General features: G+C 55.3%; 10 protein-coding genes. 5 read left to right on the forward strand and 5 right to left on the reverse strand.

The window, feature by feature from the left end; all coding sequences use genetic code 11:
- Nucleotides 1-140 precede the first annotated feature (140 nt).
- Complete coding sequence (locus Q0C28_RS00575; protein WP_293572705.1) at nt 141-2,291, forward strand: methyl-accepting chemotaxis protein; 2,151 nt, start codon at nt 141-143, stop codon at nt 2,289-2,291.
- Between the two features lie 80 nt (nt 2,292-2,371).
- On the opposite strand, the gene Q0C28_RS00580 is transcribed toward Q0C28_RS00575, so the two are convergent.
- A complete protein-coding gene (locus Q0C28_RS00580; RefSeq protein ID WP_293572706.1) occupies nt 2,372-3,142 on the reverse strand; it encodes a transporter substrate-binding domain-containing protein in 771 nt (256 codons plus the stop codon).
- 124 nt (nt 3,143-3,266) lie between these two features.
- Here Q0C28_RS00580 and Q0C28_RS00585 point away from each other — a divergent pair, with 124 nt between their 5' ends.
- The 4 genes from Q0C28_RS00585 to Q0C28_RS00600 all read left to right on the forward strand — a co-directional run bounded on the left by Q0C28_RS00585 (nt 3,267) and on the right by Q0C28_RS00600 (nt 5,845).
- The gene (locus Q0C28_RS00585; protein ID WP_293572707.1) at nt 3,267-4,007 is read left to right on the forward strand and encodes an amino acid ABC transporter ATP-binding protein; all 741 of its coding nucleotides are present in this window, start codon (nt 3,267-3,269) and stop codon (nt 4,005-4,007) included.
- A gap of 7 nt (nt 4,008-4,014) precedes the next feature.
- The gene (locus Q0C28_RS00590; RefSeq protein ID WP_366934213.1) at nt 4,015-4,779 is read left to right on the forward strand and encodes an amino acid ABC transporter permease; all 765 of its coding nucleotides are present in this window, start codon (nt 4,015-4,017) and stop codon (nt 4,777-4,779) included.
- 26 nt (nt 4,780-4,805) lie between these two features.
- Nucleotides 4,806-5,153, forward strand: a complete 348-nt coding sequence (locus tag Q0C28_RS00595) for a carboxymuconolactone decarboxylase family protein (protein ID WP_293572708.1) — start codon at nt 4,806-4,808, stop codon at nt 5,151-5,153.
- A 200-nt stretch (nt 5,154-5,353) separates the two neighbouring features.
- On the forward strand, nt 5,354-5,845 hold the full coding sequence (locus tag Q0C28_RS00600) for a fasciclin domain-containing protein (RefSeq protein ID WP_293572709.1): 492 nt from the start codon (nt 5,354-5,356) through the stop codon (nt 5,843-5,845).
- 52 nt (nt 5,846-5,897) lie between these two features.
- Here Q0C28_RS00600 and Q0C28_RS00605 read toward each other — a convergent pair whose 3' ends face one another.
- Genes Q0C28_RS00605 through Q0C28_RS00620 form a run of 4 tightly spaced genes read right to left on the reverse strand, consistent with a single transcriptional unit; the run spans nt 5,898 to nt 11,353 of the window.
- On the reverse strand, nt 5,898-7,184 hold the full coding sequence (locus tag Q0C28_RS00605; RefSeq protein WP_293572710.1) for an aminotransferase class III-fold pyridoxal phosphate-dependent enzyme: 1,287 nt from the start codon (nt 7,182-7,184) through the stop codon (nt 5,898-5,900).
- 4 nt (nt 7,185-7,188) lie between these two features.
- On the reverse strand, nt 7,189-8,292 hold the full coding sequence (locus Q0C28_RS00610; RefSeq protein ID WP_293572711.1) for an enolase C-terminal domain-like protein: 1,104 nt from the start codon (nt 8,290-8,292) through the stop codon (nt 7,189-7,191).
- Complete coding sequence (locus tag Q0C28_RS00615) at nt 8,289-8,888, reverse strand: dimethylsulfonioproprionate lyase family protein (RefSeq protein ID WP_293572712.1); 600 nt, start codon at nt 8,886-8,888, stop codon at nt 8,289-8,291. Before Q0C28_RS00615 ends, Q0C28_RS00610 begins: the two co-directional genes overlap by 4 nt.
- Nucleotides 8,885-11,353, reverse strand: coding sequence for an FAD-dependent oxidoreductase (locus Q0C28_RS00620; protein ID WP_293572713.1), 2,469 nt, complete (start codon nt 11,351-11,353; stop codon nt 8,885-8,887). The genes Q0C28_RS00615 and Q0C28_RS00620 overlap by 4 nt, the downstream gene beginning before the upstream one ends.
- Nucleotides 11,354-11,391: the final 38 nt, after the last annotated feature.

The following is an 11,391-nucleotide window of genomic DNA, read 5'->3' on the forward strand; positions in this document are numbered from 1 at the left end:
TCTGTCGCATTTGTGCAATAGCGCCAACTGCATTGAAATAGACAAACAAAAGACCCGCTGCCTGGCCTCCCATCAACGCTTTGTTCACCGCCCCGTGAAATCCAGAGCGATGAACAAAAGTACTCAATGGGATTCCCTCCATGACAGCACTCCTAAAGACGATTTCAGGAAAGCTCCTGGTCGCAACTACGATTGCCATTACCCTCTTGGTTTTGTGCTTCACCGCCTACACCGCCTTTCGGGTGTCCGCGGACGTCGAAAGCCAGGTTCTGGCCCAAGCCACGCAACAGGCCTCCGATATTTCACAGAATTTGGCAGCAGAATTGACCGAAGCCACATCAGCGGCGGCGGCACTGGGCGGCGCGATTTCCGGATTGGTGGCAGACGGGGAGGCAAAGACCTCAGATATCATCAATCTGATGAAGGGTGTTCCCGGTCGCTATGACATGGTGTTTTCCTCTTGGATGTCTGCGATCCCCGATGGCGCAACCGAAGACTTCATAACCGGTACGGATGGACGAAATGCCGATGGCGTGTTCACGCCCTATTGGACGAAGAATGACGCTGGCGGGCTGAATTTCGAAACCTTCAATGTCGATCCCACCACTACGGCCGAATGGTATCGCCTACCGCAGGTCAGCGGTGAAAGCGTGATCACCGAACCCTATCTGTCCAATGAGGGCCGGTTGCTGACATCTGTATCGGTTCCTGTGGAGGCTGGCGGTCAGATCATCGGCGTCGCTGGGGTGGATATCATCCTCGATCAGCTCGCAGACTTCGTGAACGCGCTGTCGGTATTTGATGGCGGCCAGGTCATGTTGATCGACCAAGGGGGCAAATGGCTTGCCCACCCCGATCCAGAGGTGATCACCACCGCGTTTGACGGGCCAGGATCTGATCTTTTCAACACTGCCATCGAAACTGGCTCTCTCCAGATTGAAACCGAACGAGCGGATGGCACCACACGGCTATTCTATCCCTTCACAGGTTACGGCATGAACAAGACTTGGGTGGTCGTCATGGACGTCCCGGAGCACGTGTTCATCACACCAGTGAAGCAGAGCATCTACGAAGAGCTGGCAACAAGTGGCATGCTGCTTGTCCTGACGTTGATCACAATTTTCTATTCCAGCCAGTCGCTTGTGCGAAAGCCTCTTAGCAAAATGCTGTCTGCTGTGAACGCGCTGTCTTCCGGCGAAGTGCACACGCCGATCTCACTGCCAAAGCGCAAAGATGAAATCGCCAACATGGCCGTTTCGATTGAGGCACTTCGCCAAGGTTTGGCGGAAAAAGCGGCCATGGAACAGGCGCAAAAAGAAGAGCAAAAAGATCAGGATCACGTGGTGTCTTCCCTGGCAAAAGGGCTGCAATGCCTGGCCGCTGGTCAATTGGATGCAAAGATCGATCAGGCCCTTCCCGGCCGATACGAACCGCTTCGGCAAGATTTCAACAACACGGTTGAGCAGCTGAACAATCTGATCGCGGCCATTGGCACCTCCGCCGATAGCATCGACAAGGGCGTGAGCGAGATCACCACCGCGTCCAACGATCTGTCGCAGCGAACGGAACATTCGGCCATGCAACTGGAAGAGACAGCGACAGCATTGAATGAAATGACATCGACAATTCAGCTGGTTGCAAACGGCGCGCGCGAAACAGAGGCATTGGTGACTTCTGTAAACAGCAACGCCAAGAAAAGTTCCGAAATCGCTGGTGATACTGTCACAGCCATGGACTCAATCGCTGAAACATCGGCGAAGATCACGCAGATCACCGGGATGATTGACGACATTGCGTTCCAGACCAACCTCTTGGCGCTCAACGCAGGTGTTGAGGCTGCGCGCGCCGGTGAAGCGGGGCTAGGATTTTCCGTGGTTGCAGCAGAGGTGCGAGGGCTAGCACTGCGATCCTCTGATGCGGCACATGAAATCAAAGAGTTGATTTCCGCGTCCAGCAGCCAGGTCGCTCATGGCGTTAAACTGGTGGGTCGAAACAATGAATCCTTGCAGACCATTATTCAGTCCATTGGCAGCATCTCTGAACATGTGGGGGATATTGCCAAGCAGGCCGATGAACAATCTCAGGGCATTTCCGAACTGAACGGTGCAATGCGCACGCTGGAAACCGCACAGCAGCAAAACGCTGCGATGTATGAACAAACAGCCGCAGCCTGTACCTCCCTGGATGAAGAGACATCAAACCTGGCAAAGCTGGTCGCGGGATTTCAGACCGACGACACTGGCATGGTGCATGACTTTCCGGCACCAACCGCACATGGATATGCGGCATAAAATATAGAACTGATCGGGGCCTTTACCGGCCCCGATCAAACCCGACACGTCTGAATACGCCGCGGCGGTTGGGGATCAGATTACAGTCCCCATTTGTCCTCGAGCTGTTCGAAGAACCCGCTCTTCTGTTTGACCTTGACCCAGTTGTTCACGTAGTTGATCCAGACCTGATCTGTCTGGGGCAGCAACATGGCAATCGCAGTCGGGGAGCGCGCCTCAGCGTTGTTGACCCGCATGATCGGGAATTTCTGGGCCAGTGTCGCACCCTCGATGTTTGAGGTCACAAAAACATCGGCACGCCCGGCGAGCACCTCTTGAAAGCCTCGCGCTGGCGCTTCAACCACTTTGATCGTGGCGTCGGGGAACCATTCACGAACACGTTTTTCAAAAACCGTGCCCAAGGTCGTGGCAACAGTCACATCCGGATTGTTGATGGATGCATAGCCATCAAAACGGCTGGCTTTGTCTTCGGTTGTGAACGGGTACATCTCGACCGAAATGTAGCTTTCCGAGAAGCCCGCAACCTTCATGCGCGCTGGCGAAATCGATGCTGATCCGGTCAGGTGATACTGGCCCGCGACCACACCGTTCACCAGTGTTTTCCAATCTGTCGGAACAAATTCGACCTCGACCCCCAAATCGGTGGCCAGTTCGGTCATGATATCAATGTCAAACCCCTTGTAGCTGTTAGTAGCAGGGTCACGAAGCGTCATTGGGTTCCAATCCCCGGTGGTCCCCACCTTGAGCACGCCGCCGTCCAAAATTTCGTTGAGCGCAGATTGCGCCTGCGCGGCGCCCGCTGCAAATAACCCACAAGCAACGATCGCTGCGGCCTTAATAATCTGTTTCATGTCATGCTCCCTTGAGGACCTTCACGTTTCCGAGACAACCAGTTTACGTCTTGATTAACGCAGATCGAAAAATATAACCCAGTAACGCTCACTTCCCAGGAATTATTTGCAAAGCGAGATCCTTATGGCTGCACCAGCAATCGAACTGCGCGGTGTCAACAAGTGGTATGGCACATTCCAAGCACTCAAGAATATTGATCTTGTTATTGAAGCTGGTGAAAAAGTCGTGATCTGCGGACCCTCAGGCTCCGGGAAATCGACGGTGGTCCGCTGCATCAACAAACTGGAACCACATGACAGCGGCACTCTCCAAGTGTTCGGTCAAACAGTCACAAACGATCCGCGCAGTTACAGCAACCTGCAGGGCGAAGTGGGCATGGTGTTTCAACAGTTCAATCTGTTCCCGCACCTCAGCGTGCTCGACAATCTGACGCTTGGGCCAATGAAGGCACGTGGGCTGACACGATCAGAAGCGGAAAAACGCGCGCGCCACTACTTGGAACGGGTGCGGATCCCCGATCAGGCCGACAAACGGCCATCGCAATTGTCTGGCGGCCAACAGCAACGTGTGGCTATCGCGCGGGCCCTGTGCATGGAGCCGAAGATACTCCTTTTTGACGAACCGACATCCGCGCTTGATCCCGAAATGATATCAGAGGTGCTCGACGTCATGAGCGAATTGGCTCAAGACGGGATGACGATGATTGTTGTCACCCATGAAATGGGATTTGCCCGCCGCGTTGCGGACAAAATGGTCTTCATGGACGGTGGTGAAATCATCGAACAGGGCGCACCAGAGCATTTCTTCACCGCCCCATCCTCGCAGCGCTGCCAGACTTTCCTGTCGCAGATCCTCCAGCACTGAGGCCGCCATGACCTACAAGACCATTCTTACGCTGACATGCCTAATGCTTGTGTCTGGCTGCTCCTCTTCAGCAACCTGGGGCTGGTATGTCATTGATCCGACAACACCAACTGGCTGGACAAACATCAAATTTCTGGTTTCCGGGATGGGAGATACCATCCTGATTTCTGTTATTGCCGCGGTCATCTCAATCGTCCTCGGACTGCTGGTTGCACTGCCCGGCTTGTCAGAGCGGCGTGGATGGCGACTGGTCAATCGGGTCTATGTGGAATTCATCCGCGCCATCCCCCTGTTGCCCATGCTGTTTTGGGTATTCTACGGCTTGCCCATTGTTTTCAAATCGATGGGCATCTCGGTGCCGATTGACCCGTTCTGGGGCGCGATCATCACGCTGGCCCTTTCTGACAGCGCCTTTACCGCAGAAATCTACAGGGCGGGCATTCAGTCCATAGCAAAAGGACAGCGAGAGGCCGCACAAACCATCGGCCTCACCTATGCGCAATCCATGCGCTATGTCATCCTGCCGCAAGCGATTAGACGCATATTGCCCCCATTGGCCAATCAGTTCATCTACATCGTCAAAATGAGTGCATTCGCCAGCGTGATTGGCATGCAAGAGCTGACCCGACGGGCAAATGAGCTTGTCGTGACAGAATATCGTCCCCTCGAAATTTACACCCTATTGATTGTTGAATACCTGATCTTGGTGCTGATCATCAGCGCAGGCGTGCGCTGGTTAGAACGGCGCATGGGATCAGATGAACGCGCTTGATCACACAGATTAGAAAGGAAAGCATCATGGACTGGATTGCCTTCATGAGCGAAATTGAAGCCGATGTCGGGCAACTTGCCAAGGAAGTTCCGGACACGATGAAAGGCTTCGCAACGATGGGCGCCGCGGCCAAAACCAACGGCGCCCTAAGTGAGAAAACAAAAGAAATCATGGCGCTCGGCATCGCCATTGCAACACGATGCGACTCCTGTATTGGGTTCCACACCAAATCCCTGATCCGACTGAACACAACTCGCGAAGAATTCTGTGAAGCGCTTGCTATGGCCACTTATATGGGGGGTGGGCCCTCGATGGCGTATAGCGCTAAGGCATTGAAAGCCTTCGATACATTTTCAAAAGCCCAAGACACATAGAGTCCACAGAAGTCGGCGGTATATCCGCGTGGCAGCCGCATACCACAGGCAAGCCGGTGCCAGCAATTTGCCGCTGGATTGAGTTCAAACACTGCACGAAGTGATCCAGAAGCACCAACGCGACGTATCTTGATAGACTTTGCATGGTTCGCATGACGCGGCCACGAGGTCACATTGTATGATTTCAGGAGGACGTCTAAATGAAACGCCGATTTGCACTAAAATCGATCGCCGCCCTTGGGTTTGCTGCAGCAGTCGCAGCCTGCTCACCCATGTCAGGTGGCAACGACATCGTGGATATCGCAGCTGGTAACGAAGACTTCTCCACCCTGGTTGCGGCGGTTCAGGCCGCCGGTTTGGTCGAGACACTGAAGGGTGATGGCCCGTTCACAGTCTTTGCACCGACCAACGCAGCCTTTGCAGCATTGCCCGCTGGCACAGTTGAATCGCTGCTCTTGCCAGAGAACAAAGACACGCTGGTCTCCATCCTCACCTATCATGTCGTGCCGGGCGCAGTGACCTCTGATCAGCTGGCCGGAAAGCGGCTCGGTGTTGCCACAGTACAGGGCAGCAATGTCCATATTGATGGCACCAAAGGCGGCGTTCGCGTCGACAAAGCCAATGTTGTTTCGGCCGATATCATGGCAAGCAACGGCGTGATCCATGTGATCGACAAGGTCATCATGCCATAATTCAGGCAAAATGTAGCGCGGTGCCAACGCACCGTGCCACCATCCTAACGCGTCACACTATGCGATCCGCCAGAACCGACGCCGCGGTACGAAACGCTCGCTCTGTGATCTCCATATCCTCATCGCTCAATGCCAATGACGGATACAGTTTGCCTGGTGATTTGAAGACACCGTTTTGCCGAAGACTTTGATTGTAGATCACGTTATGCGCGCTGTTGTCATGTTTTGCGCTGCGATAGTCCCGACAGTTTCGGTTGGTGAAATAAACATCAAACAGCGTTGCGTCCCCAACCATCTGATGCGCGATACCCGCCGCAGCCAGCTTTTCAGATTGCATCTGCATCAAACGCTCCCCAGTACTGCGCAGGGTGTCATAGGTTCCGGGCCGGCGTAAAATTTCGAGGGTCTTGAGACCAGCAACCGCTGCAATCGGGTTCCCTGATAACGTGCCCAATTGCATCAGCCAGCTCTCTGCTCCAGCCTTTTCGCGATCAAAACACTGCATGATTTCCGTTGATGCCCCAATGGCCGCAAGGGGGCAACCACCACCGATCACCTTCCCTAATGTGCAGATATCAGGCGTTACGCCATAGTGTTCCTGCGCACCGCCATAGGCCAAACGAAATCCTGTGACGATCTCATCAAAAATCAGCAGCACACCATATTGGTCGCACATCGCTCGCAGACCCTGAAGATAACCGGGCTCAGGCGGAATAATCCGTTGCAACGGTTCAACAAGGATCGCCGCGATCTGCTGCGACTGTTCCGCCAATAATGCTTCGACAGCGGCGAGATCATTGTAGGGTGCCACCAATACATGTTCCGCGACATCAGCGGGTATACCACCGCTGTCTGGAACCGGTTGGGGGAAGTTAACCTGTTGCTGGGGCGCCAAGCTCATCTGCGCCTCCGCCGACATGCCATGATAGCCACCTTCAAACTTCAGGATTTTGTCCCGACCGGTAAAGGCGCGGGCGAGACGGATCGCATACATGTCCGCTTCGCCTCCGGATGTAACAAAGCGAAGTTGCTCGAGACAGGGGACAGCCGCTACAATTGCCTCGGCCAGTTCAATGCCTTGCGGATTGTTGGCGAAAAACGTCATCCCACTTGGCAACTGCTCAAAAACAGCCTCCAGAACCTCAGGATGGCCATGACCCAGGAGCATCGGGCCCGATCCGATCAGATAGTCCACATATTCGGTGCCATCTTGATCCCAAACTCTTGAACCCTTGCCATGAGACAATACGACATTCGGGTCGAAATTTCCAAACCCACCCGCTGGGAGCACTGCTTTGGCGCGGTCTACCCACTCGTTCTGTGTGCCAATTTTCTGCATATTATCAGTTCCATATAAAATCCGGCGTGCCCAGCACGGACAAATCCGGGGTCACCCCCAAACCGACGCCTTCGGGTGGTGCAATCCGTCCGTTCCTGCGATCTGGCGCATCAGGGGCGACGCGCGGTGCAACGTAATGTGACAGATCGCAGGTGTTCATCAGGCCCCTCGCGGGCGTTGATGCTGCAAGATGCAAAGCCGCAGCTGTGGTGATGTCAGAGCCCCAAGTGCATTCGATACACATTTGCGTTCCAAGCTGGAGGCATATGTCCCGGGCGCTTCGGGCAGCGGATAACCCTCCAAACTTCGAAAGTTTAAGGGCAACCGCATCCATGCAACCGCTTTGATGACCCTCCATCAGGCTGGCGAAGTCATGCGCCGATTCATCAAGTTTCATGGGCAAGCCGGTTGCGGAGCGCACTCTTGCGCATTCGGCGATCGATCCGCAGGGCTGTTCCAGCATGACATCCAGATGGGCAACAGCCCGGCCAACGCGACTGGCGTCGAGCCCGCTTGCGCCACAATTCCAATCGCCGTAAACCAGCGGGCCTGCACCAACAGCTTCACGGACCTTGTGCAACCGCTCGACATCGGCCTGCCAATCCGCATCCGCCCCCAGTTTGACCTGAAACTGCCGCATCCCTTGGTCAAAGGCATCCGATGCAATACGCGCCATTTCGTCGGGCGCCACACAGGTGATCGAATGATACAACGGCATATCTTCGACCGCTCTGCCGCCAAGCAACGCATAGAGCGGCAGGCCCGCCACTTTGCCGGTGATATCCCAAAGCGCCATGTCGACAGCGGATTTTGCGTAAACATGGCCCTGCAGATGGCGGTTGACCGTTTCCATCAACGCCTCGACGCCCAACGGATCGGCCCGAATCAACACGGGGCACAACGCCTCGACAACCGGCGCAACACCACGCGCAAACGCAGGCAGATAGTGGGGTATTGGACACACCTCGCCCCAGCCTGAAACCCCGCTGTCCGTATCGATGCGCAAGATCACAGTTTCAACGGTGTCACAGGTCTTTCCATCCGCCATATGGTAGGTTTCATGACTGCTCAGAGGCAGATGCCACAGCGAGATACGATTGATTTTCATGCTACCGCCTCCGATTTAGACAGCGCAGGACCTGTTTCAAAACCGTTGCGCCACATCACCAAACACATCACCGGGTCCGCCGCTGTTGTCATTGCATGTGGTTGGTCTGATGCATGGAACGATACCTCGCCAGCACCCAAGGCGCGGCTCTCACGTCCTGCAGCGTGGAAGTCTGCCTTGCCGGACACGACGAAATAGAGTTCTTCTGCCGGATGCTGATGCCATGGGTAATGGAGCCCCGGTGGCATGTAGACCATCCAGGCCCGCAGCGTCGCTGATTGGAAAGGCCCCTCTTCACCCACCAGACAATAGCAGCCGAATTGATCGACAAAATCCTGACTGATTTCATCAGCCGTGTAATGCTGGCGCCACCGCGCGTGGGGCGCCGCCGCCATAAATCCATCCCGCAGTGTGTCAAAAGGACCTGCAGAAAGCCCCGTCTGTGCAATGAACCCATGGTACGGCGTTAGCAGCACTGGATCGACGTCACCAAAGGTAATGTCTTGCGGAAATGCCATAAAATCCGGCAGGTCTGGACATTTCTCAAAGGCTTGTTCGACCGAAGCCATCAATGCGTCCCAAACAGATCGGCTCATTGCGCAGCACTCCTGCTTGCATCGGTCATATCCCGATCGCTGCGCGGACGTAGAGATTGCGGATCAAAGGCGGGTTCGCCCAACACCCTTGCCGCGCGGGGCACGCCATGGATCAAAACCTCCAACTCATTGCCCGGAACCGCCGCATCCGGTTGAAGGTAGGCAAACGCCAGCACCTTTCCGACAGTTGGGCCAAAAGCGACAGAAGCCGTTGCGCCAACCGTTGTGCCTGCCTGCAGCACAGCCTCTCCGCCATGGCCATCGATTTCGCCATCAGCGTCAATTTCCAAATTTGCACAGAGCCAACGAACCGGTTGCGCCAATGTCGCCGCTTTGCCCAGAAAATCCTTATCCGTTTGCACAAACCGCATTACATCTGCCTCGGGCAGGGTGACTTCGTTCGTCAGCTCCCCGGCACCTTTGAACCCCTTCTCCATGCGCATTGCATTCATCGCAAAGGAACCGTAGTTGGCAATTCCATACGATTGTCCGGCCTCCCACAGCGCCTGATACACCGAAAGTGCCTGGTCGCGCGGGATGTGCAGTTCCCAACCCAGCTCACCCGCGTATGACATACGGAACGCCCAAAGTTCGACATTCGCCACAGTGATCTGCTGAGCCGTCAACCATCGGAATCCGGCGTTCGACAAATCAGCGTCGGTGCAATGTGACAACACCGCCCGGGCCATTGGTCCATTAAGGCTCAGGGCGGCCCAAGTGTCGGACAGACAGGTCACCGATACGCTCTCGTCAACGGTGTGGCAGGCGAGATGATCCAGCAGCCTCTGTTCGAAAAATGCAGCGCACACCAGATAGAAACGGTCCTCTGCCAATCGAACCACCGTCGTTTCCAATTCGATACGCCCGGCTGAATTCAGCATATGAGTGAGGCAAATGCCGCCCTGTTTTTGTGGCAACCGGTTTGCGATCAATTTATCGAGCAGAGCAGCGGCATCTGGACCTGCGACCTCGATCTTTGTGAAGGCGGAAATGTCCATCACACCAACCCGTTCGCGCACGGCCTGCACTTCCTTAGCCACAATCTGATCAACCTCAGTTCGGCGGAAGGAATACTGATCAACCGGCTCCACGCCATCAGGGGCAAACCATCTTGGGCGCTCGTGGCCATACACTTCTTCATGAACTGCACCCTGCGCCACCAGATGGTCATAAAAGGGAGATGTCTTTACCGGGCGGCCAGCCAACCGATTGAAATGCGGAAACGGGATCTCGTGCCGCAAGCAATAATCTTCTTTGGCCTTTGTAACTTGCCATTCTGGCGTCGCGTAGCTCCCGAACCGACGCGGGTCATAGTCACGCATGGAGATATCTGCCGCGCCGTGAACCATCCAGCGCGCCAGCTCTCGGGTCAGCCCCGGGCCCCAGCCAATCCCAATTTGCGTGCCACAACAGCACCAGTAATTTCGCACACCGGGTGCCGGTCCAATCAGCGGATTGCCGTCCGGCGGATGCGAGATAGCACCATGAACTTCGCGTTGGATACCCAAAGGCGCAAAGATAGGCATCCGGTTCAGGCTCTCTTCGAGCCAGGGCATGACCCGGTCATAATCCGCATCAAAAAGTTCGTTTTCCGCGTCCCAGGGGCAATGCTCTTCCCAGACCGTGTTGGGATTTGATTTCTCATAGATCCCAATCAGGCCACGCTTTTGCTCCATCCGAATGTATCCCGACACTTTTTTATCGTCGCGGATGACGGGCAGCTCCCTGTCGAGATCAGCAAATTCAGGCACGGGTTCTGTGACAAAGTAATGGTGGGTCATAGAGGTCATCGGCAGCTGCAACCCCGACCATTCCCCCATTTGGCGCGCATAGGTCCCGCCTGCATTCACAACATGTTCGCAGATGATCGAGCCTTTTTCGGTGTCGACGCGCCAGCTGCCGTCAGGCAATTGGGTGATGTTTGTTGCGCGGCACCGGCGAATGATCTTGACCCCCTTTGCCCGCGCGCCCGCCGCCATTGCCATGGTGACATTTGTTGGATCCACATGCCCATCATCAGGCGTGTGCAAAGCACCGAGAACGCCATCCAAATTGTAAAATGGATGCAGTTCTGCGACACGGTCTGGTCCAACCAGCTCAATGTTGAACCCAAGCGATCGGCCCACAGACAAGGTGTGACGCAACCAATCCATTTCGTCTTCGGTGTAGGCAAGCCGGAAAGAACCACAGCCGTGCCAGGTCACTGCCTGGCCGGTCTCAGCCTCCAGCGCGCCTGAGTACAGACCAATGTTGTAGTCCACACACTTGCCTAGCGAAAACGAGCTTGTGGAATGGGTAATTTGACCAGCCGCGTGCCAGGTCGACCCGGAGGTCAGCTCTGCCTTCTCCAGCAAAACAGCGTCCTGACCCCAACCCTCATGACCCAGATGGTAGGCCAGACCAACGCCCATAACACCGCCACCGACGATGACCACCCGTGCCTGCCCTGGAAGTTCTGCGACCATGTCAGATCCCTTTTTCTCGCTTTGAACAGATTCCTCTC

It is taken from the genome of Phaeobacter sp., assembly GCF_022825805.1.
In the GTDB taxonomy this organism is placed as follows: Bacteria; Pseudomonadota; Alphaproteobacteria; order Rhodobacterales; family Rhodobacteraceae; genus Phaeobacter.

What these genes read in the sequence shown, in the direction of transcription:
- Q0C28_RS00575 (WP_293572705.1), top strand. Translation starts at nt 141, where the DNA reads ATGACAGCACTCCTAAAGACGATTTCAGGAAAGCTCCTGGTCGCAACT.
- Q0C28_RS00580 (WP_293572706.1), bottom strand. Translation starts at nt 3,142, where the DNA reads ATGAAACAGATTATTAAGGCCGCAGCGATCGTTGCTTGTGGGTTATTT.
- Q0C28_RS00585 (WP_293572707.1), top strand. Translation starts at nt 3,267, where the DNA reads ATGGCTGCACCAGCAATCGAACTGCGCGGTGTCAACAAGTGGTATGGC.
- Q0C28_RS00590 (WP_366934213.1), top strand. Translation starts at nt 4,015, where the DNA reads ATGACCTACAAGACCATTCTTACGCTGACATGCCTAATGCTTGTGTCT.
- Q0C28_RS00595 (WP_293572708.1), top strand. Translation starts at nt 4,806, where the DNA reads ATGGACTGGATTGCCTTCATGAGCGAAATTGAAGCCGATGTCGGGCAA.
- Q0C28_RS00600 (WP_293572709.1), top strand. Translation starts at nt 5,354, where the DNA reads ATGAAACGCCGATTTGCACTAAAATCGATCGCCGCCCTTGGGTTTGCT.
- Q0C28_RS00605 (WP_293572710.1), bottom strand. Translation starts at nt 7,184, where the DNA reads ATGCAGAAAATTGGCACACAGAACGAGTGGGTAGACCGCGCCAAAGCA.
- Q0C28_RS00610 (WP_293572711.1), bottom strand. Translation starts at nt 8,292, where the DNA reads ATGAAAATCAATCGTATCTCGCTGTGGCATCTGCCTCTGAGCAGTCAT.
- Q0C28_RS00615 (WP_293572712.1), bottom strand. Translation starts at nt 8,888, where the DNA reads ATGAGCCGATCTGTTTGGGACGCATTGATGGCTTCGGTCGAACAAGCC.
- Q0C28_RS00620 (WP_293572713.1), bottom strand. Translation starts at nt 11,353, where the DNA reads ATGGTCGCAGAACTTCCAGGGCAGGCACGGGTGGTCATCGTCGGTGGC.